Source organism: Edaphosphingomonas laterariae (genome assembly GCF_900188165.1).
In the GTDB taxonomy this organism is placed as follows: Bacteria; Pseudomonadota; Alphaproteobacteria; order Sphingomonadales; family Sphingomonadaceae; genus Sphingomonas_E; species Sphingomonas_E laterariae.
Genome location: NZ_FZOS01000005.1, coordinates 57,515 through 79,409, shown reverse-complemented (window position 1 = coordinate 79,409; position 21,895 = coordinate 57,515). Strand labels below are relative to the sequence as shown.

Annotated in this window: 20 protein-coding genes; 2 read left to right on the top strand and 18 right to left on the bottom strand. The window is 66.0% G+C overall.

Going from position 1 to position 21,895, the window contains the following annotated elements; all coding sequences use genetic code 11:
• Positions 1–4: 4 nt before the first annotated feature.
• From CHB74_RS06465 to CHB74_RS06405, 13 genes are all read right to left on the bottom strand, one after another.
• Positions 5–1,204, bottom strand: coding sequence for an MFS transporter (locus CHB74_RS06465; RefSeq protein WP_089218811.1), 1,200 nt, complete (start codon positions 1,202–1,204; stop codon positions 5–7).
• Entirely contained in the window at positions 1,201–2,370 is a 1,170-nt protein-coding gene (locus tag CHB74_RS06460) for a lipid-transfer protein (RefSeq protein WP_089218810.1), read from the bottom strand. Before CHB74_RS06460 ends, CHB74_RS06465 begins: the two co-directional genes overlap by 4 nt.
• Positions 2,370–2,783 (bottom strand): MaoC/PaaZ C-terminal domain-containing protein, encoded by a 414-nt coding sequence (locus CHB74_RS06455; RefSeq protein ID WP_089218809.1) that lies wholly within the window; start codon positions 2,781–2,783, stop codon positions 2,370–2,372. Before CHB74_RS06455 ends, CHB74_RS06460 begins: the two co-directional genes overlap by 1 nt.
• Positions 2,780–3,922, bottom strand: coding sequence for an acyl-CoA dehydrogenase family protein (locus CHB74_RS06450; RefSeq protein WP_089218808.1), 1,143 nt, complete (start codon positions 3,920–3,922; stop codon positions 2,780–2,782). The genes CHB74_RS06455 and CHB74_RS06450 overlap by 4 nt, the downstream gene beginning before the upstream one ends.
• An 11-nt stretch (positions 3,923–3,933) precedes the next feature.
• On the bottom strand, positions 3,934–4,884 hold the full coding sequence (locus CHB74_RS06445) for a bifunctional MaoC family dehydratase N-terminal/OB-fold nucleic acid binding domain-containing protein (RefSeq protein WP_089218933.1): 951 nt from the start codon (positions 4,882–4,884) through the stop codon (positions 3,934–3,936).
• An 8-nt stretch (positions 4,885–4,892) separates the two neighbouring features.
• A complete protein-coding gene (locus tag CHB74_RS06440) occupies positions 4,893–6,065 on the bottom strand; it encodes an acyl-CoA dehydrogenase family protein (protein ID WP_089218807.1) in 1,173 nt (390 codons plus the stop codon).
• A 1-nt stretch (position 6,066) separates the two neighbouring features.
• Positions 6,067–7,884, bottom strand: coding sequence for a long-chain-acyl-CoA synthetase (locus CHB74_RS06435; RefSeq protein WP_089218806.1), 1,818 nt, complete (start codon positions 7,882–7,884; stop codon positions 6,067–6,069).
• Complete coding sequence (locus CHB74_RS06430) at positions 7,877–8,743, bottom strand: alpha/beta fold hydrolase (protein ID WP_245842680.1); 867 nt, start codon at positions 8,741–8,743, stop codon at positions 7,877–7,879. The genes CHB74_RS06435 and CHB74_RS06430 overlap by 8 nt, the downstream gene beginning before the upstream one ends.
• Positions 8,740–9,546, bottom strand: a complete 807-nt coding sequence (locus tag CHB74_RS06425; protein WP_089218804.1) for a hypothetical protein — start codon at positions 9,544–9,546, stop codon at positions 8,740–8,742. Before CHB74_RS06425 ends, CHB74_RS06430 begins: the two co-directional genes overlap by 4 nt.
• Positions 9,547–9,620: 74 nt before the next feature.
• Positions 9,621–11,936, bottom strand: a complete 2,316-nt coding sequence (locus CHB74_RS06420; RefSeq protein WP_089218803.1) for a TonB-dependent receptor — start codon at positions 11,934–11,936, stop codon at positions 9,621–9,623.
• 251 nt (positions 11,937–12,187) lie between these two features.
• Positions 12,188–13,045 (bottom strand): helix-turn-helix domain-containing protein, encoded by an 858-nt coding sequence (locus CHB74_RS06415; protein WP_089218802.1) that lies wholly within the window; start codon positions 13,043–13,045, stop codon positions 12,188–12,190.
• Positions 13,046–13,194: 149 nt separating this feature from the next.
• Positions 13,195–15,357 (bottom strand): TonB-dependent receptor, encoded by a 2,163-nt coding sequence (locus CHB74_RS06410; RefSeq protein ID WP_089218801.1) that lies wholly within the window; start codon positions 15,355–15,357, stop codon positions 13,195–13,197.
• A 102-nt stretch (positions 15,358–15,459) separates the two neighbouring features.
• A complete protein-coding gene (locus CHB74_RS06405) occupies positions 15,460–15,882 on the bottom strand; it encodes a (deoxy)nucleoside triphosphate pyrophosphohydrolase (RefSeq protein ID WP_089218800.1) in 423 nt (140 codons plus the stop codon).
• Positions 15,883–15,954: 72 nt separating this feature from the next.
• On the opposite strand from CHB74_RS06405, the gene CHB74_RS06400 reads away from it, so the two are divergent.
• Entirely contained in the window at positions 15,955–16,128 is a 174-nt protein-coding gene (locus CHB74_RS06400; protein WP_089218799.1) for a Flp family type IVb pilin, read from the top strand.
• A gap of 137 nt (positions 16,129–16,265) precedes the next feature.
• Positions 16,266–16,424: a Flp family type IVb pilin gene (locus CHB74_RS06395; RefSeq protein ID WP_089218798.1), complete on the top strand. Its 159-nt coding sequence runs from the start codon at positions 16,266–16,268 to the stop codon at positions 16,422–16,424.
• Positions 16,425–16,504: 80 nt separating this feature from the next.
• Here CHB74_RS06395 and CHB74_RS06390 read toward each other — a convergent pair whose 3' ends face one another.
• The 5 genes from CHB74_RS06390 to CHB74_RS21940 form a co-directional block, all read right to left on the bottom strand.
• Positions 16,505–17,956 (bottom strand): M48 family metalloprotease, encoded by a 1,452-nt coding sequence (locus tag CHB74_RS06390; protein ID WP_089218797.1) that lies wholly within the window; start codon positions 17,954–17,956, stop codon positions 16,505–16,507.
• Positions 17,957–18,023: 67 nt separating this feature from the next.
• Complete coding sequence (locus CHB74_RS06385; protein WP_089218796.1) at positions 18,024–18,965, bottom strand: acetyl-CoA carboxylase carboxyltransferase subunit alpha; 942 nt, start codon at positions 18,963–18,965, stop codon at positions 18,024–18,026.
• Between the two features lie 10 nt (positions 18,966–18,975).
• Entirely contained in the window at positions 18,976–19,890 is a 915-nt protein-coding gene (locus CHB74_RS06380; protein WP_089218795.1) for a tyrosine-type recombinase/integrase, read from the bottom strand.
• A 2-nt stretch (positions 19,891–19,892) separates the two neighbouring features.
• Positions 19,893–21,737 (bottom strand): hypothetical protein, encoded by a 1,845-nt coding sequence (locus tag CHB74_RS06375; RefSeq protein ID WP_089218794.1) that lies wholly within the window; start codon positions 21,735–21,737, stop codon positions 19,893–19,895.
• Positions 21,718–21,855 (bottom strand): hypothetical protein, encoded by a 138-nt coding sequence (locus CHB74_RS21940; protein WP_179220740.1) that lies wholly within the window; start codon positions 21,853–21,855, stop codon positions 21,718–21,720. Before CHB74_RS21940 ends, CHB74_RS06375 begins: the two co-directional genes overlap by 20 nt.
• Positions 21,856–21,895: the final 40 nt, after the last annotated feature.

The following is a 21,895-nucleotide window of genomic DNA, read 5'->3' as shown; positions in this document are numbered from 1 at the left end:
TCCGTCAGGCCGGCCGCCGCATCACCCGGGCAAAGGCGATGACGGCGGCGAGAATGCAGATGCCGCCGACGAGCTTGAAGGCGCCATGGCGGGTCAGGGCCTCGCTCACCGGCTGGATGATCAGCGGGTTCATGAAATCGCCGAGGAAGATCGCCGAATAGAGCAGCGCGATCGCCCGATCCCGCAGCGCGACCGGCGCGCTGCCGGCAAGGCTCGCCACCATGTGCGGCACGAAGGTGCCGCCGGCGAAACCGCACAGGAAACTGCCAATGATCGCGGGCAAGGCGGTGTGCGAGAAGCCGAGCAGCAACAGGCCGACGCCCCAGCAGGCGAAGGCGAGCGGCAGCACGCGCGCAATGCCGATCCACTGGCGCAGCGAACCGAGCAGGAAGCCCCCGATCGCGGAGCTGATCGAACTGACGACCAGGATGCGCGATGCCTCGGTCGGCTTGGTGATGCCGATTTCCGCCAGCAGGAAGGAAAGCTGCGTGTTCGTCATCATCAGCACGACGCCGAAGCCGATCACCATCAGATAGATCGGCCAAAGCAGGCGGATCGCCTGCATCGCACTGCCGGTCGGGCCACCCGCGGCCACCGCCGGCCGGGTGATCGGGATCGTCGCCAGCGCCAGCGCCAGCAGCACGAAGCCGAACAGATAGAGCAGGTTTGGCAGGCGCCAACCGCCGAGATCGCCAAGTTCGCCGGCGATCATGATGCCGGCAACGCTGCCGACCGCGCCCAGCGCGCCCTTGATACCGATCATCCGGGCGCGGGTAATATCCTCATAGCGGGCCGAGATCAGCGCCGTGGTGGCAATCGTCACCATCGATGCGGCAAAGCCCAGCACCAGCCGGCTCGCCAGCAGCAATTCGCCACGATGCAGGCCGAAGGCCGCCGCGCCGCTGGTGCCGAGCAAGGCAAGGCCGAGCATCAGCAGCAAGGTCGCCCCGAATTTGCGGATCATCAGCGCCGATCCGAAGCCCCCGGCGATCAGCCCGATCGCCGGCATCGTCATCACCGACTGGGCGAATAGTGCCCCCGTATCGCCCCCGCCATATTCCGCCGCCAGCAGCGGCAGCACCGGCACCAGTGCGACAAAGACCAGCCCGGTGCAGACCGATCCACACAACAACACCGCCAGCGACAGTGCCGCACCGATGCGCCCGCCGACCAGCGGCTGCGCGGCGAGGGCGGCGCTCGTCATGCCGGCGACAGGATCAGGCCGCTGGTCGGCACGCCGGTGCCGGCAGTGACGACCACATTGTTGACGCCCGCCACCTGGTTGACCGAGGTGCCCCGCACCAGCCGCACGCCTTCCGCCACGCCGTTGAGGCCGTGGATATAGGCTTCGCCGAGCTGGCCGCCATGCGTGTTGATCGGCAGGCGCCCGCCCATTTCGATATTGCCTTCGCGGATGAAATCCTTGGCCTGGCCTTCCTTGGCGAAACCGAAGGCTTCGAGCTGGGGCAGGACGAAGGGCGTGAAATGATCATAGAGGATCGCCGCCTGCACGTCGTTCGGGCCGATGCCGGCCTGCGCGTAGAGCTGTTCGGCGACGATGTTCATTTCCGAAATGCGGCTGATGTCCTGCCGGTAATAGCTGGTCATCATCTGCGAATCGTCACCCGCGCCTTGCGCTGCCGCGCGGATGATCGCCGGCGGCTGCTTGAGCGACTTGGCGCGTTCGACCGAGGTGACGACGATCGCCACCGCGCCATCCGATTCCTGGCAGCAATCGAGCAGGTGAAGCGGCTCGACGATCCAGCGGCTCGCCTGATGCTCCTCCAGCGTGATCGGCTGCTGATAGAACCATGCCTTCGGGTTGGTCGCGGCATGCTTGCGCGCGGCCACCGAGACGCGGCCGAAATCTTCCGACGTCGCGCCATAATTGTGCATGTAGCGCCGCGCCTGCATCGCTACCCACGAAGCGGGCGAAATCAGGCCATAAGGCACATACCAGCCGTAATGTGCGGTTTCCGCGGTCGGCACCGGCGGCGGCGTGTGGCCGGTGCCGAAGCGATATTGCGAGCGTTCGTTCATCGCGCGGTAGCAGACCACCGTCTTGGCTACGCCCGTCGCCACGGCCATCGCCGCGTGCATGATCGGCGCGCAGGCCGCGCCGCCGCCATAATGGATGCGGCTGTGGAATTTCAGTTCCCGCCCGCCGATCGCGCGGAAAAGCTCGATCTCCGGGTTGTTGTCCATCGTGTAGGTCGAAAGCCCGTCCACCTCGGCCGGGTCGATGCCGGCATCGGCCAGCGCCTCCAGCGTCGCTTCGACCGCGAGGCGCAGTTCGGAACGGCCGCTATTCTTGGAAAACTCCGTCGCGCCGATGCCGACGATCGCCGCCTGATTGCTGATCGTGCCCATCAACGCGCTCCTTCCGCAAAACCGATGGTGACGGTGGACGTCACATGCTCGCCAATGCCGTTGCGGCCGGAAACCTTGATATCGGCGGTGCGCGCGGCGGCGTCGAGCGCCACGACTTCGCCGTTCATCTTCATCTCGTCGCCGACGAAATTGGGCGCGCCCAGCCGGATCGCGATCTTGGCGATGCGTGCATCCTGCCCGGCCCAGTCGGTCACGAAACGCTGGACGAAGCCGTTGGTGGTCAGGATGTTCATGAAGATATCCGGCACGCCGGTGGCCTGCGCGGCCGCCTTGTCATGGTGGACATTTTCGAAATCATTGGTGGCGATGGCGCCCGCCACGATAGCCGACGCGGTGATCGGGATCACGAGTTCGGGCAGCGCCTGCCCCACCTGAATGTCGTCGAAGGTCATGCGCGTGCTCCCGCGAGAGGTTCGGTGTTGCCGGCCGCGATCTCGCGGCCGATGGCGGCCAGCATCGGCTGCGCGCCGCCCAGCGCGAGCTCGACCTGCTTGGCGGCCAGGAAGAAGCGGTGGATCGGATAATCGGTGTCCGCGCCGATGCCGCCATGGAGATGCTGGGCGGAATGCGACACGCGGTGCCCGCCGATCGCCGCCCAATATTTGGCGGTTTCCACCTCAGCCGGGGAGGTGATGCCCTCGTCCAGCAGCCAGGCCGCGCGCAAGGCGGTGGAGCGCATCGCCTCCACGTCGATAAAGCCGTCGGCCACGCGATGCTGCACGCCCTGCATCGAACCCAGCGGCTTATCGAACTGGATGCGCTCGCTGGAATAAGCCGCCGTGCGCTTCAGCGCCTCGCCGCAAATGCCCACCTGCAAGGCGGCCAGCCCGGCGCGGGCATGATCGACGATGAAGCGGGCGATTTCGCCCCCCTGCCCGACGGTGCCGAGCACATCGTCGCCGGCAAGCTGTGCCGCGCGGAAACGGATCTCCGCCTGCGGTTCGGGGCTGGTGCTTTGCTGCGCAGCAATTTCGACGCCGGCCGCCTGCGGATCGACGACGAACACGATCACGCCTTCATCGCTGGTGGCGGGAACGAGGATGCGTTCGGCCTGCGCGCCATAAGGCACTGCCGTCTTGACGCCATCCAGCGTCCAGCCATTGCCCGAACGCGTGGCACGCAGCATCGGCCGCGCGGGATCATGGTTGCCCACTTCCTCCAGCGCCGCGGTCAGCACCGCTTCACCGGCCACGACGCGCGCGAGCATCGCCTGCTGCGCCGCGCTGCCGAACCTGGCGATGGGCAGCGCGCCGGCCACCAGCGTCGCGTGCAGCGGCACCGGGGCGAGCGTGCGGCCCTGTTCTTCCAGCAACAGGCCCAGCTCGATCATGCCGAGCCCCAGCCCGCCATGCGCTTCGGGCACGGCCAGGCCGAGCAGGCCGGCTTCGGCCAGCGTCTGCCAGAGCGCCGCATCATAAGGGCGATCGTCGCGGGCGAAGGCGCGAAGGCTGTCGTCCGTGCTGTTGTCGGACAGGATCTGCGCGGCGAGATCGCGCAGGCTGGCCTGATCCTCGGTAAGAGCGAAATCCACGGGGCGCCTCCTCAGGCCAGCCGGAAGGCGGGGAGGATGTAATCGGGCTCGACCTCGACGAAATCGAGCGTCACCGCCTTGCCGACGGCCACATCCTCGGGCTTCGCGTCGATCATGTTGGCGACGATGCGAACGCCCTCCGCCAGTTCGACGAGCACCACCGGCAGCGGATATTCGAAGCAGGGCAGCTGCGGCTGGTGCATCACCACGAAGCTGTGGATCACGCCCTTGCCGCTCGCTTCCACCGTCGTCCATTCGAACGATCCGGTTTCGGGGCAAGCCGGCACCGGCGGATGGACCAGCCGGCCGTTGAACGACTGGATCAGCAATTTGCGCTGCTTCAGCCCTTCCCAGAAGAAGGCGTTGTCATGCGTGATCGCCGGGCGCGGATGGGGGAATTTCTTCGCCTTGCCCTCGGCCGCCGCCGGCGCGGCTTCGGCCTGCTTGAGCGGCGGCTTGAACTTGAGCACGCGGAACTTCATCCGGCCGACAAGCTCACCCTTCTGGTCGGTGAATTCATAGTCGATCGTCACGAAATGGCCGATGCCGAGGCCCGTGCGCTTTTCGTCCGACACGTCGGCGACCACCGCGCGCGACTGGATGATGTCCCCTTCCTGCAGGTAGCGGACATATTCCTGCTCGATATTGGTGGCGACGACGCCGAAATAGCCGGCCTCGTCGAACAGCTTGAGCACTTCCATGCCCTCGTCCGACGTGCCGCCGCCGGGCCGGTAGGGCGACATCGTCCACACTTCCAGCATCGCCGGCGGGGAGACCGCGCCGTTGAAGCCGGCGGCGGCGCGGGCATCCGCGTCGTGCCACAGCGGGTTGGTGTCGCCCATCGCTTCCGCCCAGCGGCGGATCATCGGCTGGTTGACGGGATCGCGCGCGGTGACCGGCTTGGTCGCTTCGCTGCCGATATAGGCCCGGGCGCGGGCCAGCAAATCGCTCTGTTCGGTCATATCCATCCTCACCTTGCGCGCGGCATCTTCAGGCCAACCTGCGCTACCATGTCGCGCAGCACCTCGGCCGAGCCGCCGCCGAACGTATTGATCTGGCATTTGCGATATTCGCGCTCGATACGGCCGCGCAGTTGCGCGCCGGGCGATCCATCGCGCACCAGCCCGGCGGCGCCCATCACGTCGAGCAGCAGGCGGATCGCGCGGATCATGCCTTCGGTGCCGAACACCTTGAGGCCGCTCGCCAATTCGGGCCGCGTCACCCCTTGCGACACTTCCCAGCCCACGCGATCGCCCATCAGCCCGATGGCGCGGAGCAAGGCGTAGCATTCGCCGAGCGCGAGCTGCACCCAACCCTGATCGATCAGCTTCCCGCCATCGGCCGCGTCGATGCCGCGCGCCCATTCCACCACATCGTCGAAGCAGCCGTTCGCGCCATAAGTGAGCGCGGCGAGGCCGATCCGTTCATGGTTCAATTGCTCGGCGATCAGGCGCCAGCCGCCATTTTCCTGGCCGATGATCATCGACGCCGGCACGCGGACATCTTCATAATAAGTGACGTTGGTGCGCACGCTGCCCACCGTCCAGATCGGCGTCACCGAAAAGCCCGGCGTCCGCGCATCCATCATGAAGATGGTGATGCCCTTATGCTTGGGCGCATCCGGATCGGTGCGGGCGGCGAGGAACACATAGTCCGCGCCCTCGGCGCCGCTGGTGAACACCTTCTGCCCGTTGATGACGAAATCATCGCCATCGCGCACCGCCCGCGTCCTCAGCGAGGCGAGGTCAGACCCGGCATTGGGTTCGGTATAGCCGATCGCGAAGATCAGATCGCCGGTGGCGATGCGGGGCAGGATCTCGCGCTTCTGCTCCTCGGTGCCGAGCCGCATCAGCGCGGGGCCGACGGTGTTGACGGTGACGAAGGGAAACGGCGCTTCGGCCAGCACCAGTTCTTCGAGCAGGATCTTCTGCATCGAAGGATCGAGGCCCTTGCCGCCATATTCGACCGGCCAGCCCGGCGTAAGCCAGCCATCACGGCCCATCTGGCGGATGACGTCGCGATAGACCGTGCCGCTTTCCGCCCCTTGCGTCGCGGCGCGAACCTCGTCCGTCATGATCCCGTTCAGATAGGCACGAAACTCGGCGCGCAGCGCCTTCTGTTCCGCGCTCGGTTCGACGCGCATCTCAACTCTCCGAATTAAAGGGGGCAAGGCCCTGCCGTGCCAGCGCCTCGGGCGTCAGCGGCACATAACGACCGGCCTGCGGATCGACGACGAACAGCGGATCGCCATGAACGCGATCGGGCGCATAGCCTTCGCGCTGCAGTTCCACCTTGCGCAGCTTGAACGTGGTGGTCATGTCCGCCTGGGCGGCCAGCCGCACGAACAGCGGCACGGCATAATGGGCCAGCTTGTCGGCCGCGAAGCGATAAAAGGCTTCGGGGTCGAACGCGGAAGGATCGGCATAGGTAAGCGCCACCATCCCGGCCCGGCCTTCGGTGCCCGGCACCTTCACGCCATAGACGTTCACGATGTCCGGCCCCGGAAAACCACCGAGCACGGCGGCCACTTCCTCGGTCGACACATTCTCGCTCTTCCAGCGGAAGGTGTTGCCGATGCGATCGACGAAGTAGAAATAATCCTCCTCGTCAAAGCGGATCAGATCGCCCGAACGGAACCAGATGTCGCCCGGCTTGAACACGTCGCGCAGCAGCTTCTGCTCGGTCGCGTCGGCCGACGTATAGCCTTCGAAATAGCCGCCGACGCCGGTGCCACCGAGCACCTCGGCGATCAGTTCCGCGACTTCGCCCACCTGCGCCTCGACCAGCCGGCCATCGGCGTCGCGAACATGATCGTCGCTTTCGACGTCATAGCGCACGAACTTCATGTTGGTGTGCGCGGGATATGGCACGCGGCCGACCGAGCCCGCCTTGTTGTCGACATTGGTGATGCCGTAATTGGCCTCGGTCGAGCCCAACCCCTCGAACACCCAGCCCACGTCGAAACGCTTCTGGAAGGCTTCCCAAAGCTCGGCCTTCATGCCTGCACCCGTCATCACGCGCAGGCTGTTGTCGGCATCGTCGGGGCGTTCAGGCGCGTTCAGCAGATAGCGGCAGATCTCGCCGATATAGTAAAAGGACGTGATCTTGTGACGGCGCACATCCGGCCAGAAACCGCTGGTCGAAAATTTGCGCCGCAGCACGAACGGCACGCCGAAAGCGAGCGATGTGGACGGCACCACCATGCCGCCGGCGCCATGATAGAGCGGCAGCACGCAATAGAACACGTCGTCGGGGCCGAATTCCATCAGCCCGCCCATCATCTCACCCGCGTTCAGGAAACGCATGTGGCTCATCTTCGCGGCCTTGGGCAGGCCGGTCGTGCCGCTGGTGAAGATCAGATAGAGCGGCTCGCCCATCACCACCCCGGCGCGGAGCGAGCGATCGGGATTGGCGTCGCTGGCGGCGGCCATTTCGGCATTGAAATCGCGTGCCCGCTTCAGCCCGAACAGCGGCCGGCCGGCTTCCGCCTGTTCCCACAGCAGTTCCGGCACGTCGGCATCGGCCAGTTCGGCCACCGGGCCGCCCAGTTCGGCATCGACGATCAGCGCCCGCGCGCCGACCTGCTTCATCGCATGGGCGAGCACGGTGCCGGTGGCCGACGTGTTGATCAGCGCGGTCACCACGCCGATCTTCGACAGGCCCAGCCAAGTCACCACGAAATCGGGCCGGTTGTACATCATCAGGGCGACGACATCGCCCTTCTGCAGCCCCGCCGCCCGCGCGGCATTGGCGACACGGTTGGCGCGGGCATTGGCCTCAGCAAAGGTCAGCCGTTCATCCTCGAACAGGATGAAGGGCGTGTCGGCATGGTCGGCCGCGCGCTCCTCCAGCCGGTCGGCCACGGTATAATCCTGATCGCGCGCGAAGCCCGCGACACGCGAATAACCCCGCATCAACCGCGCCATCGTTTCCTCGCGGCTGGGAAGCACCCATTCACCCATCGGCTTTTTCTCCCCGGCCCGCATGACGGGCTACGAAATCCGTGATTGCACCCAGAAAAGCGTCATTATCGTCGCCCGCCACCATGTGCCGGGCTTCGGGAATCTCGGCGACTTCGGCCTGCGGCAGCAGTTCGCGGAAATGGCGCAGCGCCTCGTCCGAAACGATCTCGCTCTTGGTGCCGCGCACCATCAGGATCGGCGCGTCGATCGCCTGCGCGGCGGCGCCCAGCCGGCGGCTGGTTTCGTCGGGGTTCCAGTTTTCGCGCGGGCGCACGAATTCGGGATCCCAGCGCCAATAATAGCGCCCGTCTTCGCCCTGCCGCAGATTCTTGGCGAGACCGCCGAGCGACTTGGGACGCGGCCGGTGCGGCAGATAGCCGGCGATCGCCTCGGCCGCGTCCTCCAGGCTGTCGAACCCATCTTTGGTGCCGCGCATGAAGCCCACGACATGATCGCCGCCACCGCGTTCGATGCGCGGGACGATATCGACCAGCACGAGGGCGGCGAGCGGCGCCTTGGGCCCTTCCCCGCAGGCGAGCATCGAGGTGAGCCCGCCCAGCGACGCGCCGACCAGCACCGGATCCTCGCCAATCTCGGCGATCACGCCGCGCAGATCGTCCGCGAAGCGATCGAGCATATAGATGCCATCGGGCGACCATTCGCTTTCGCCATGGCCGCGCAGATCCATGGTGGTGACGCGAAAGCCCTTGCGGGCCAGCGCATCCGCCGTCGCGCCCCAGGCACCGCGCGTCTGGCCGCCACCGTGCAGCAGCAGCACCGGCGCGCCATCCGCCGGGCCACGAATATCCGCGGCCAGGCTGATGCCGTCATGCCCGCGAAAGCTGATGCGTTCGATCATACCCACTTTGCCGAAGCCTCCGCCGTATCGACGATGCGGACGCCGCGAATGCCCAGCGCCTCGCGCGCGGCATCGGGCGTCAGGTGAAACACGTCTTCATATTTGGCCATGAAGAAGGGATCGGATTCCCGGCCCACCTTCGCGCCGCGCTCCACCGTTTCCTGCACCGTCAGCCAGGTTTCGGGATAATGCAGCACCGCGCGGGTGATGATCCGCGTCGAACCGAGGATCGAGAAGGCGGAAATCAGCCCGGCCAGCTCGGGGCTCAGATGGACGAACAAATTGGTGAGCCGCATATAATAGGGCACCAGTTCGCCGATGAAATCGAAGCCGCCGCCGCCCAATATGTGCTCCAGATCGTGGCACTGGCCGGACCGCAGGTTGAAATATTCATAGTCCGTCTTGGGCACCGACGGCGGCACGATATCGACCTGAAGGTCGTTATCCATCAACTGCTTGTAGAAGATGCCGCCAACCGTTTCCGGCCCATATTGCGCCAGATCCTCGCGCTTGAAGGTCGAAACATAGCGTTCGGAAAGCCAGGCATCGAGCCGGGGATTCTTCTTGCGCTCCTCGGCGAACAGCGCGTTGATATGATCGGCATCCTCGATCTGGCGCAGGATCATGACGAGCTGGATCGAATCCGAAGGCGTCGGAATGTCCGGCCCGTTGCGGCGAAGCATGTGCGTCGCCACCCAATCGCGCACGCGCGGATCGTTGAGATATTTGGACGAGCTGACCAGCACGCTGCTGTCCGTCGCAAGCGGCTGATAGCCCTTCATCAGATAGGTGTCGTAGGCCATCGCATCCTCTTTCCGGTTGCGCGCGGGTACGTGCCCGCGCGCTATTTCCGGCAGCCTAACGCATCAGGCGCGGCTCAGAACTTGAATCTCGCATCCACGCCGTAGCTCCGCGGCTCGCCATAGGTGTTCACGGCGAAGCCAAGTGACCCGAAATCAATGCCCGACACGCGATAGACCTTGTCGGTCAGGTTCTTGCCCCACAGCGTGAAAGTGGCCTCGGTGCCGCCAATGGCCACATCGGCGAGCGCGATGCGCGCGTCGAGCAGGCCATAGCCAGGCGCCGCGATATCGGCGTCATAGGGCGAGAAAGGCGCGCCCGGCAGGACGTTGTAATGGACCTTGCTCTTATAGGTATAATCAGCCCGGAAGGAGAGCGTTCCGCCCGCCACGTCCTCGATCGAATATTGCGCACCGGCGTTCAGCGTCGTGCTGGGCGAATAGCTGAACTTGCCGATATCGGCATAGTCCTTCTCGATATTGTCGGCCGGATCGACGGCCAGCAATTCCTTGAAGTTGCGATCGACATAGCCGAACGCCGCGTTGAGCCGCAGGCCATCGAAGGGCAGCGCCTCGACCTCGACCTCGACGCCCTTGAAGTCCGCCTTGCCGGCGTTGATCGTCTGGCTGGCAGCACCACCCGATCCGGCGACGAACTGGTTCAACTGCTTGTCCTTCAGATCCATGTAGAACAGCGTGCCGTTGAACCGCAGGCGGCGATCGAAGAACTCGCTCTTCACGCCCAGTTCGTAGTTGGTCACGGTTTCGGGATCATAGCCGTCGTTCACCGCGCGCGGGTTGAAACCGCCGGCCTTGTAGCCAGTGGCGATGCGCGCATAGGTCATGATGTCCGGCGTCGCCTGCCAGGTCAGCGTCGCGGCATAGTTGAACTTGGAGAAGCCGCGCGAAAGCTGGCGCACGAAGGGCGCGCGCTGGACGAGCTTCTTGTCGTCCCACGTGTAGCGCACACCGCCGGTGAAGCTCAGATCGTCGGTGAAATTATAGGTCGCCTGGCCGAACAGCGCCTTGGATTCGCTTTCGGTATTATAGTCGACCGTGTTGACCAGGTTGATCCCCGCCAGCCCGACATTCGGGATGTTGCGGACGAAGGTGTAGGTCTGCGGATTGGTTTCGCGCGCTTCTTCGCGGAAGTAGAAGGCACCGGCGACATATTCGAGATTGTCGCCGATCTGGCCGAGCAGGTTCAGTTCCTGGCTGAACTGGTGCTGCTTGCGATCATTGTCCGCGCCGAACAGCTGCACCGGCTTGATCCCGGCCGGCGCCGGGCTGACCACCAGCCCCATCAGGCCGGAATTGTTATCAAGGTCGGTGTTGGCGATGGTGTTCTTCCATTCGCGGAAACCCGTGATCGAACGGAAGGTCGTGCTGTCCGAAAAATCGACCTCGGCGGTCGCGACATGGCTGATCGTGCGATCATAGGTCGCCGTCACATCGGGCCGCGCTTCGCTGCGTCGCTCGGTCGACGGCGGGATGAACGCGGTGCCGCCCACGGCTGCCGAACGGCTGAAATAATCCAGCACATCCTGCCGCGCGACGGTCAGCTGCGCCATCGCCGCCACCGCCTTCGTTTCGGCCCAGTCGAACGTATAGTCGAACCGGAATACGCCGCCGCGATCGAAGGCCAGCGCCGCGCGCACGGCATCCGTGTTGTAGGCGCCCGGATCGCGGCTGTCCTTGACGTTCAGATTGTCGACATAGCCGTCGGCCTGCTTGTGCAGATAGCTCAGCTTCGCCTTGAAGCCGCTGTCGCCGAACTCGCCCGTGTCGACCGAAGCCTTGCCCTGCCAATAGCCGCGATTGCCGTAGCTTCCGGCGACATCCATGCCGAATTCGTCGGCCGGCTTCTTGGTGATCAGGTTGACGGCGCCGCCGGTGGTGTTGCGGCCGTACAGGGTGCCCTGCGGACCGCGCAGCACCTCGATGCGCTCCAGATCGACCAGTTCGAACACGGCGCCGGTCGACCGGCCGACTATCACGCCGTCGACATAGACGCCGATCGGGCTGTCGGCGGTCAGGATCGGTTCGGATTCGCCGATGCCGCGGATCTGGATGATCAGGTGGCCCTTGGACGACGGGCCGGTGGTGGTCGAAAGGTTCGGCGCGACCGAACTCAGCATCGACGCGTCGGTGATGCGCCGCGTGGCGATCGTGTCGGCACTGACGGCGCTGATCGCGAGCGGGGTCTGCTGCAGCGATTCACTGCGCTTCTGGGCGGTGACGACGATATCTTCCAGCCCGCCTTCGGATGCCGCCGGGGCGGCCGCATCCTGGGCCTGGGCCATGGCCGGCAGCAGCATCGCCGCGCCAGCCGCCAACAGGGCACTGCGCATCGAACGCGCACGGAACAAGGTACGAGAATCAACCAACTGCATCCTGGCCTCCCTGGGCCGGGCTTATTCGCCCGTTGCCTGTGAAACGGCTGTTTGCCGAATGGAGGGAGGTCTTAAGCGATCGCCCGCAGCGCGCGAGACGCGCCTATGTTCAAAAACGCGCGCGCTTATCGCAAGGATTCATAAAGGAGATTTCGAACCGCATTATCCGGCAATTACGAGACGGAACGGATCGCAATGCAACGTCCACAGGGACTGCGGACGGCATTTTGCGTAGCGCGGGCGAGCCTTATTTAGTTCAGCCCCTTGCGTACCGTGCGGTAGCGGCCGGGCGTATCGCCAGTCATGCGGCGGAATGCAAGCGAGAAGCTGGCCGGATTGGCGAAACCCAGCCGCGCGGCGATCTGCTTCAACGGCATTTCGCCTTCGGCGAGCAGCGTTTTCGCCTGATCGAGCCGCACGCCTTCGACGAAACCGTGCACCGTCTTGCCCACGCTCTGCTTGAACGCGCGCATGAAATGCCCGCGGCTCAGGCCGATCAGCGCAGCCAGATCGCTGACCCGCACGCCGCCCGCCGGCCATTCGCGCACATATTCCTCGATCAGGCGCAGCTGATGCGGCGCCAGCCCACCCTTCACCGGCACGCTGCGGCGCACGACATCCTGAAAATGGCGGGCGAGATCGATCGGCAAGGCGGTGGTCAGCGCATCGACCAGCACATCGCTGCCGAAACCAGGATTGACCGCCTCTTCGCCCAGCCGCCGCATCGCATCGGCGATCCGATCGGACCGCAGGTCGCCGCAGCGGGCAAGCTCGCGATCGTCCCAGCCCTGTTCGAACATCTCCAGCGCATCGGCCGAGCCGCGCGCATAGCTGCAGGCAACCATCGTCTGCGGGCCACCCGGGCCGCTGCCATGGATGCTGACGCCGGCCGGCACGAAGATCAGATCGCCGAAAGCGAACAGCCGACCCGGCTGTTGCGGGCGGTGGAAATAGCCGCGCCAGCCGCTGCGGCGGCGCGACGTCATCAGCGTCAGGGTATGGTGCTGGGGGCAGCGGGTCTGTTCGGACGGCGTGTCGTAATTATAGGTCTGGACGCGAACGCGCGCCGGACCGCTGTGCAATTCTGCCTGAACGAAGTTCCGAAGCATCCACTCTCTCCACGAACCCTGTTCTGCCGACAGGTGAAAGTGGCGTCACCTTTATCATGGTGCGCGGAGGCGTGGCAACCGGGGGCCGGCCGGCCGCCACCGCCAGGGCACAAGCCCCGCGTCGGCGGCGGCCGGGATCGGCGGAGCCGTCAGAAATCGATGCGCGTCGTGATCCGCACGTCGCGGCCGGCCAGCGGCGCATAATCCTTGAGCACGCTGACATGGCGCCGTGCCACCACGTCGAAGATATTGTTGACCGACAGCGCGATGCTGGTCGGGTTGCCGCTGCCGAACGGGCGGAAGGCGAGCGACGCGTTGACCATCGTATAACCGTCGGTCGGCGTTTCGAACTGGGTGACGCGCTTCTGGTCGTCCGCCCATTCCACCTCGACACGGCCGGTCACGGCCTCCGACTGCGCCTCGATGCCGCCCAGCAGGCGCAGCGGCGGGATGCGCGGCGCGGGTCCGTCCCCCTTGATCGTCGCGCGGACATAATCGGCCAGCGCATCGGCCACGATCGTGGTGCGCCCGATATGGGCGAGCGTGGCGGACCCTTCGACCTCGAACCCGTAATAACGGGCATCGGCTTGGGCATATTGGAAGACCGGCAGGCCGTCCTCCTCCGCGCCCGTGGCCGATTCATAGATATAATCGTCGAACCAGCTGTGGAACGCCGATGCGCTGAAGCTGTAGCCTTCGCCCTTGCCGCGCAGCGTAGCTTCCAGCCCCCAGCTCTTTTCCTTGGCGAAATCGGGATTGCCGACCTCGAAGCTCTGGGTGCCGGCGTGCGGACCGTTGGCGAACAGCTCCTCGGCCGAAGGCGCGCGTTCGCTGCGCGACAGGTTGACGCCGACGCGCCAGCCATCGGTGAGGTCGAGACCGGCACCGAGCGAGGCGGAGATCGCATCGAAGGTGCGCTGGTAATTGGGGTTGCCAAGATCGGCATCGGCGGCGGCGCTCAGCACCGAATGTTCGAACCGGCCGCCGGCCTCCACCTTCACGGCGCCCAGATTCACTTCCTGCAGGGTGAACAGGCCGAATTGCTGGGTTTCGTTGCGGGGAACGAACTTCTCCTCGCCGACGACATTGAGGTTGCGGATCAGGAACTGGCCGCCCAGCGCGCCGCGCCAGCCGCCGTGTTCGGCCTGAACCAGCTCCAGTCGCCCTTCCCAGCCCTGATTGTAGAATGTCGTGCCGATCTCGCCCGATTCCTCCAGCTCGTCATGCTGGTAATCGGCGAAGCCGCCGCGAAACTTGATGCTTTGCAGGAAGCCACCGCCGGTTTCGACCTCGCCGCGCACATCGACCCGCGTCTGCTTCACATCCAGCCGCACCTGCCCGTCATGGCCGTGGCCGCCATGATCGTCGTCATGATCGTGATCATGGTCGTGGTCGTGATCCTCGTCGCCATGGACGTCATAGCGGGTGGGGATGCCGTACAGGCTGTCATAGCGCGCGACCGAAAAACCGAAATTGCCGGTTTCCGTGATCAGCGCCGCGCCGGCCGCCACCTGCCAAGTGCGCGCGGCACTGTTGGGCAGCTTGCCCTTCAGATCGGCAAGCGCCGCAGTTTCGGGATCGTCGCTCTCCGCCGCTTCGGCGCGCAGCGCGGGCGTCAGGATATAGCCGCCTGTCTCCAGATTGCCGGTCTTGCTGTAGCTGCCGTCGAAATGGATGACGAGCTTGTCGGTCAGCGCGCTTTCCACCCCGGCGGAGATCGAACGCTCATTGGCGGCCGAACCATAGCTGGCGATGCCGTCGACATGGATCGGCTCGTCGGGAATGCGGCGGGGAATCCGGCTGTCGATGACATTGACGACACCGCCGACCGCCGACGATCCGAACAGCAGCGCCGAAGGCCCGCGCAGCACCTCGATCCGCTCCGACGTCAGCGGGTTGATCACCACCGGATGGTCGACCGAGGTGGACGACGCATCGAAGCTGCCGATGCCGTCGGTCAGGATACGCACGCGATCGCCCTGGAAGCCGCGCAGGATTGGGCGCGAGGCATTGGGGCCGAAGGATGTGGCCGAAACGCCCGGCTGGCGCGCCAGCGTCTCGCCGATCGTCGGCCGCAATTCGCGCGTCAGCGTTTCGCCGGACATCACCGAAATGCCGCTGAGCAGCGTACCGACGTCGCGGCGGAAGGGCGCGGTGACGATGATGTCCTGCCCGGCCGTCTCATGATAATCGCCCGGCGCGTTGCGATCATGCCCCTGGCCCGCCGCATCCGCGTCGGTCGCCAGTTCCTCCGCCTGGGCCACGCCCGCCCACAGAAACGCCACACCGCACAACAAGCCCACCCGAAGCATTCGCGATACCCTTTATCGATACGTTATATCAGACGCTCGATAGAGCGCATGATACAACATATCAATCATTAATTTCGCAAATGCCCGCCAGGCGCGCGGATCTTACAGCAGCGCTTCGATCAGCCCGATCAACGGACGATCCGCCGGCGGCATCGGCAGCCGGTGCATTTCGACCGGACGCACCCAGCGCAGTTCGGGCGCGTGCAGCGGCTGGGGAATGCCCTTCCACTTGCGGCAGGCGTAGAGCAGCAGCAGCAGATGGCGATCGCCCAGCGCTTCGCTGGCGAACGTCGCCGGAGCAAGGCAGGCCGCCTCGACATCAACGCCAAGCTCTTCGCGCAATTCGCGGATCAGCGCGGCCTCGGGCAGTTCCCCCGGCTCCACCTTGCCACCGGGAAATTCCCACAGCCCCGCCATCGACGTGCCTTCGGGCCGCCTTTGCAGCAGCACGCGGCCATCGGCATCGACCATCGCCACCGCCACCACCGTCAACAGACCGGAAAATTCGCGATCGGGCGTCGACATAAGCTCTTTCTTAAGGCTGTTGCATTATTCGCGTCCCATGCCGGGAAACAGGCCCGGCGGCTAGGACCGCGCATGAGAAAACTGCTGAGCCAGCTGATTCACGATCGCAAGGGGGCAACCGCGATCGAATATGGCCTGATTCTGGCCCTGATCGCACTCACGATGATGGCGGGGCTAAGCCAGCTCGGCGGCACAGCCGGTGGCATGTGGGATGATCTCGAGAACAAAGTAGTTAACGCAACTTAACCATCAATATTCCAATACCGGCCAAAAAATTAAATATTTCGCAACCGAGTTATTTGAAAATCGCCACGCCGGACCTCGAAAAGGCACCGGCAGGGAGACGGAACACTCCCTGAATACTGGAACGATGGAGACCGGACATGCAGTTCATCCGCAAGATTCTGAAGAGCAACAAGGGCGCGACCGCGATCGAATATGGCCTGATCGCCGCCCTCATCGCCGTCGCCGCGATCTCGGCCATGGGCGCGATCGGCGACAACCTCGAAACGACCTTCAACAACGTCGCCGAAAACCTCTAATCGGGGTTTGGCTTGCTAGGCACGGGCGGCGAACCTCGGTTCGCCGCCCGTTTCTTTTGCCCACTTCTCTTAGAAAAGCATCAACCCCAGACGACCAGCTTCACCCGCTGCCCCGGCGTGAGCCGCGCATTGGCGGCCAGCCCGTTGATCGTCATGAAGCGTTCCTGCTTCAGATTGTTATAGGCCATGCGCTGCGACAGGCCCTGCACCGTATCGCCCGCCTTCACCGTCACCACGTCGATCTTGCGCGCGCGCACCGCCGCCGCTTGCGCCGGCGTCAGGCGATTGAACGACTGGACCATTGAGGAAAACGGCCCGAAGCCGCGACCGGCCGGCGCCAGCGTGACGAAGTGATAGGCATTGCCGCCACCCATTTGATAGGCGACGACACCCACATCCACCTGCCCCTGCTTGGTCTGCGCGCGCGTTACCGAATAGGCCGCATCGATCCCGTTGATCCGCGTCGTCTGAACCTCGCCCACGCTGCCCTTGCCGCCAAGCTGGCGATAGACACCGTCGATATAGGATTGCAGCGATCCGCCGATCTTGCCGCCCGAAAACTGCGCCTGGCCGCCGCTGCCGCTGACCGACACGGCGTTGGTGCCGTTCGAGATGCCAAAGCCCTGCGGCGCGGTGAAGGCGATGCGCAGATCCGGATGGCGGAAACTGCTGCCATCCACCACGCCCTGCTTGGGATCGTCGCCGTAAAGCAGCCCGTCGATCGCATTCAGAAAGGCATCGCGATTGCGTGCCCGGCCGACGCCACCGGCGGCCTGCGCCTTCTGGCGGGCGCGGACGACGCGGCCGGCGGGATCGGGGTGGGTGCTGGCCCATTCGGGCAACCCGCGCGATTCGGCGCCCTTGTCGCGCGCATCCAGGCTGGTCTGCGCGGCCAGCGAGGCGAGCATCGACGAGGAAGCCATCGTGTCATAACCCGCGCCGAGCAGATAACGGACGCCAAGATCGTCCGCTTCATATTCCTGCTTACGCGAATAACGCAGCGTCAGCAGCTGCGCCGCCTGCCCCGCCCCTTCCTGCAATAGCTGGCCGAGCCCCGAATCGCCTGCGATCGCGCCCAGCCCCAGGCCGAGCAGCGCACCGAGCACGCTGTTGCGCTGAGCCGCCGCCTGGCGCTTGGCCGAATGGCGCGCGGCGACATGGCCAACCTCATGGCCGAGCACCGAGGCCAGTTCCGCCTCGTCATTCATCAGGCCGACCAGCTGGCGCGTCGTGTAGACGTAGCCACCGGGGATGGCGAAGGCGTTGTTGACCGGCGAATTGAGCAGCGTGATGGTGAATTCGGACTGCGAATTGGCAAGGCCCGATTGCATCGCGATCTTGCGGCCGACGCCGGTGACATAGGTGGCGGCGGGGCCGGTGAAGGCGCCGCCAAATTCCTGCATCAGCTGCGGATGGGCCTCAGCTCCCGCCTTCTTGTCCGCCGCCGACATGCTTTGCAGCTGCTGCGCGGCGCCATAGCCGGCATAACCCAGCAGCGATGCCGCCACCCCCCAAGCAACGACCCGCTTCATTCCCGTCTCCCGATCGTGGTTCCGACGTTTTGAACCCGGCAAGTTGCGCCCGGTTCCGTTACGCCTGTCAACCGATCGCCAGGAACTTCTCGCGCCGCGCGGCCTTAAGTGTGGCCGACGACTGGGCAGTGAGCGTATCGAGCTCATCGCCGATCGCCGAGGCGAGCGCCGCGATCGCCGCCACCGGATCGCGATGCGCGCCGCCCACGGGTTCGGGCACGACACGATCGACGACGCCCAGCTTCTGGAGGTCGATAGCAGTGATCCGCATCGCATCGGCGGCATCGGGTGCCCGGTCCGACGTGCGCCACAGGATCGAGGCGGCCCCTTCGGGCGAGATCACCGAATAGACGGCATGTTCGAACATCAGCACGCGATTGGCGGCCGCCAGCGCCACCGCGCCGCCCGATCCGCCTTCACCCACCACGGCGGCCACCATCGGCACGCCGAGTTCGAGGCACGCTTCGGTCGACCGCGCGATCGCTTCCGCCTGGCCGCGCTCCTCGGCCTGGATGCCGGGGAAGGCGCCCGACGTGTCGACCAGGCTGACGACCGGCAGGCCGAAGCGATCGGCCACCTGCATCAGGCGGATCGCCTTGCGATAGCCTTCGGGCTTGGCCATGCCGAAATTGTGGCGGAGCCGGCTGGCGGTATCGTCGCCCTTTTCATGGCCGATCACCATCACACGCCGCCCGCCGATCCGGCCGAGACCACCGATGATCGCCAGATCGTCGGCAAAGGCGCGGTCGCCGGCCAGCGGCACGAAATCCTCGACGCAGCCGGCGATATAATCCTTGAAGTGCGGCCGTTCCGGATGCCGCGCAACCTGGGTTTTCTGCCAGGGCGTCAGCCGCGCATAGGTATCGCGCAACATCTTGTCCGATTTCGCCTCAAGCTTGGCGACTTCGGCCGTGATGTCGACGGTGCCGGTTTCCGCCGTCTCGCGCAGGTCCGCGATCCGGTTCTGCAACTCGGCGATCGGTTTTTCGAATTCTAGAAAGGCCACCATATCGCCGCGGTTAAGCCCGGTTGCGATGCGCGTCAACGAGCGGATGTCGCTGGTTGACCAGCTCGACCAGCCGGCGGCTGTCGACATGGGTGTAGATTTGGGTGGTCGCGATATCGGCGTGGCCCAGCATCAGCTGCAATGCGCGCAGGTCCGCCCCGCCTTCCAGAAGGTGCGTGGCAAAGGCATGGCGCAGGACGTGCGGGCTGATCCGATCGGGCGGAACCCCGGCATCGGCGGCCAGAACTTTCAGGAGCTGATAGAGGCGGATACGCGACAAATGGCTGCGCCCCGAAGGGAAAAGCCACGGGCTGTCGACCGGCACCAGCAGCGCATAGGCTGCCACCGCCGCACGGGCCCGATCGGAAATCGGCACCATCCGCTCGCGCCCGCCCTTGCCCTTCAGGATCAGGAAGGGCTGGTCCGGCCGAAGCGCACGCCGCGGCAGCGATACCAGTTCGGTCGCGCGCAGCCCCGATCCATAAAGCAGTTCGACCAACGCGGTGAGCCGCAGATTCGCCGGTGTCGGATCCGCCGCCTGCCGCCGTTCGAGCTCCGCGAACAGGCGCTCCACATCGCCGCGATCGAGCGTCTTGGGCAACGGCCGGCCCGTCTGCGGACGCGGCAATGCCGGCGACGGATCGTCGGCGCGAAAGCCCTCATCGGCCAGAAAGGCGAAGAAGCGCCGCAATGCGGCCGCCTTGCGCGCGGCCGTTGTCGGCGCAAGATCGCTCCACGCCGCGCCCAGCCGGCCCAGTTCGGCCTCCCCCGCTTCGGCCAACCGGCCGCCGAGCAGCAGCGATGCGCCGCGCAGATCGGTGCCATAAGCGACCAGCGTGTTGCGCGCGGCGCCGGCCTCGGCCGCCAGCATCTCCAGGAAGCGCGCGATTGCCCGGCCATCCTCGCCCGAATCGCGGGGATCGGCCATGCTCACGCGCGCGTCATCGCCTCCGCCGCGATCATCCGTGCGTCGCCTTCCAGGCCAACCGCCCGCAAGGCGCTGAGCATATGGCTGAAATATTGCGCCGGAACGCCCTGCCAGTCACGCGTCTGCATGCCCGTCGCCACCAGCAAGGCGACGGTGCCCGCCTCGCCCCGCCGGGCCGCCGCGTCGATCGCGCGGGTCCAGGCATCCTGATGGGCCAGGTTGACGCCTGCCTGTTCGCCCAGGCGCTGCGCATCGGCGGCGTTCAACCGCCCCAGCCCGGCCAGCGCCGCGACGAGCAGGCGTGCGCGCTGCGCGCCATCCTCGCCCTTGCGGCCGACATAATCCTCGACCCGGCCGGCGCCGATATCGACGCCGGGACGCGGCACGCCCACGGCCAGCAGCGCCCAGGCATCATCGGCATCGTCATCGTCGAGCGCGTTGATCACCGGTGCCCAGCGCGCCGCCTGATAATCCAGCCCGGCCGACAGCATCGACGCAATCAGCTTGCCGGCCTCGCTGGCCTGATCCCGGCCCGGCTGGACGCGCGCCGCCGCGCGCGCCGTCAGGATCAGCGCAGCATAACGGTCGCGCCCCGGCTGGGCGCCGGTCCACAAGGCGCGGATCGCGGTCATCCGAGCGGCCGCATCCTCGCCCACAAAAGCCGTGCGGAGGCGGCCGGCATCGCTGTCGGCAATGTCTGCCTCGTCGGTCAGTTCGGCCACCGCGCCATAGAGATCGACCAGCGCTGCGCTGGAAAAGACGCCGAGCGCCGCCGCCGTACGCGCCGGGCCGATCCGGCTTGCCGGCGCCAGCAACGGCGCACGGGCCTGCCACGCCCGCGCCTGCGGGCCGACAGTGGCGAACAACTCATCGGGGATCGGCACGTTGGTTGCCGATGCGAGGCCGAAACGCCAGCTCGTCAGCTTGCTGACACCCGTCCATTCGATCGTGATCGCGCGGCGGCCATTGCTGCCCGCGCCGATCACCTTTTCGGCCAGCAGCGTATCGATGCCGCGCGCAAGGCCGCGATCGCGCGTGCGATCGATCAGCGCGCCCGAAATCGCCGCATCGCCCGCCATCGACGTGCAGATCGCGGTCGCCATCGGCCAGATCGGTTCCTGGCTGTTGCCGGCCAGCGCCGTCAGCGGGCACAACCCGGCCGGATCGGCGGTCGCCAGCGCGGTCTGCGCCGCGATCGACAGCAGGCGCGGGGTGAAGCGATCGACGTCGACCGCCTGCACCAGCATCCGCGCGCCATCCGCCTCGCCCATGCGCAGCAGCATCCAGGCGCGTTCGGCCACCCAGTCCTGCGGGGCGACGCCGCGCGGCGCCTGCACGCGCGACAAAAGCGCGCGGCGCACCAGCATCGACGCCCAGCGCGACGGCATCGGCGCCGATGTGCGCTGCAATAGCCCGTTCAGCGTCACGCCGCTCATATTGCCGAACGCATCGGGCGCCATGCCCCAATGCGTGTCGAGCACGCCAACCACCTCGATCGGCCGGCGCGATGCGGTCGGCAGCTCCAGTTCGGCCGCTTCCTTTGCATCGGCGGCCAGTTCGGCGGCGCTCTTTTCCTCCTCGACCGGTTCGCCCGCCGCCTCGACCGGCGGCGCAGGCAACAGATCGACCGGGCCACCCGGCGCAGGCACGGGCACCGCCGGAGCCGGCCGTCCCGGCTGCGCGGGTTGCGCAGGCTGCGGCGCCGGTGCCGCCGGCGGTGCATCGCCAAAGCCCGGCGGCAGCAGCGATTCGGGCGCTTCCTGCCCCATCGCCGGCCACAGGGCCGGGCCCAGCGCCGCACCGCCCAGCAGCGCGGCGAGGATCAGCTTATTGCGCGTCAGCTTCATTCAGCATCGCCTTTTCCACACGCACGGGCGGCACTTCGGTGTCGACCGTCGACAGGAATACAATGCCCCCCACGATCAGGAGCAGCAGGACGATGAGGATGAGCCCGAAACGCGACATGATCTTCCTTTGATGCGGAAACCGCCGGCGCCATCGCAAT

What these genes read in the sequence shown, in the direction of transcription:
- CHB74_RS06425 (WP_089218804.1), bottom strand. Translation starts at nt 9,546, where the DNA reads ATGGCCTACGACACCTATCTGATGAAGGGCTATCAGCCGCTTGCGACG.
- CHB74_RS21940 (WP_179220740.1), bottom strand. Translation starts at nt 21,855, where the DNA reads ATGTCGCGTTTCGGGCTCATCCTCATCGTCCTGCTGCTCCTGATCGTG.
- CHB74_RS06380 (WP_089218795.1), bottom strand. Translation starts at nt 19,890, where the DNA reads ATGGCCGATCCCCGCGATTCGGGCGAGGATGGCCGGGCAATCGCGCGC.
- CHB74_RS06405 (WP_089218800.1), bottom strand. Translation starts at nt 15,882, where the DNA reads ATGTCGACGCCCGATCGCGAATTTTCCGGTCTGTTGACGGTGGTGGCG.
- CHB74_RS06420 (WP_089218803.1), bottom strand. Translation starts at nt 11,936, where the DNA reads ATGCAGTTGGTTGATTCTCGTACCTTGTTCCGTGCGCGTTCGATGCGC.
- CHB74_RS06410 (WP_089218801.1), bottom strand. Translation starts at nt 15,357, where the DNA reads ATGCTTCGGGTGGGCTTGTTGTGCGGTGTGGCGTTTCTGTGGGCGGGC.
- CHB74_RS06390 (WP_089218797.1), bottom strand. Translation starts at nt 17,956, where the DNA reads ATGAAGCGGGTCGTTGCTTGGGGGGTGGCGGCATCGCTGCTGGGTTAT.
- CHB74_RS06395 (WP_089218798.1), top strand. Translation starts at nt 16,266, where the DNA reads ATGCAGTTCATCCGCAAGATTCTGAAGAGCAACAAGGGCGCGACCGCG.
- CHB74_RS06435 (WP_089218806.1), bottom strand. Translation starts at nt 7,884, where the DNA reads ATGGGTGAATGGGTGCTTCCCAGCCGCGAGGAAACGATGGCGCGGTTG.
- CHB74_RS06460 (WP_089218810.1), bottom strand. Translation starts at nt 2,370, where the DNA reads ATGGGCACGATCAGCAATCAGGCGGCGATCGTCGGCATCGGCGCGACG.
- CHB74_RS06400 (WP_089218799.1), top strand. Translation starts at nt 15,955, where the DNA reads ATGAGAAAACTGCTGAGCCAGCTGATTCACGATCGCAAGGGGGCAACC.
- CHB74_RS06385 (WP_089218796.1), bottom strand. Translation starts at nt 18,965, where the DNA reads ATGGTGGCCTTTCTAGAATTCGAAAAACCGATCGCCGAGTTGCAGAAC.
- CHB74_RS06430 (WP_245842680.1), bottom strand. Translation starts at nt 8,743, where the DNA reads ATGATCGAACGCATCAGCTTTCGCGGGCATGACGGCATCAGCCTGGCC.
- CHB74_RS06375 (WP_089218794.1), bottom strand. Translation starts at nt 21,737, where the DNA reads ATGAAGCTGACGCGCAATAAGCTGATCCTCGCCGCGCTGCTGGGCGGT.
- CHB74_RS06455 (WP_089218809.1), bottom strand. Translation starts at nt 2,783, where the DNA reads ATGACCTTCGACGACATTCAGGTGGGGCAGGCGCTGCCCGAACTCGTG.
- CHB74_RS06440 (WP_089218807.1), bottom strand. Translation starts at nt 6,065, where the DNA reads ATGCGCGTCGAACCGAGCGCGGAACAGAAGGCGCTGCGCGCCGAGTTT.
- CHB74_RS06445 (WP_089218933.1), bottom strand. Translation starts at nt 4,884, where the DNA reads ATGACCGAACAGAGCGATTTGCTGGCCCGCGCCCGGGCCTATATCGGC.
- CHB74_RS06465 (WP_089218811.1), bottom strand. Translation starts at nt 1,204, where the DNA reads ATGACGAGCGCCGCCCTCGCCGCGCAGCCGCTGGTCGGCGGGCGCATC.
- CHB74_RS06415 (WP_089218802.1), bottom strand. Translation starts at nt 13,045, where the DNA reads ATGCTTCGGAACTTCGTTCAGGCAGAATTGCACAGCGGTCCGGCGCGC.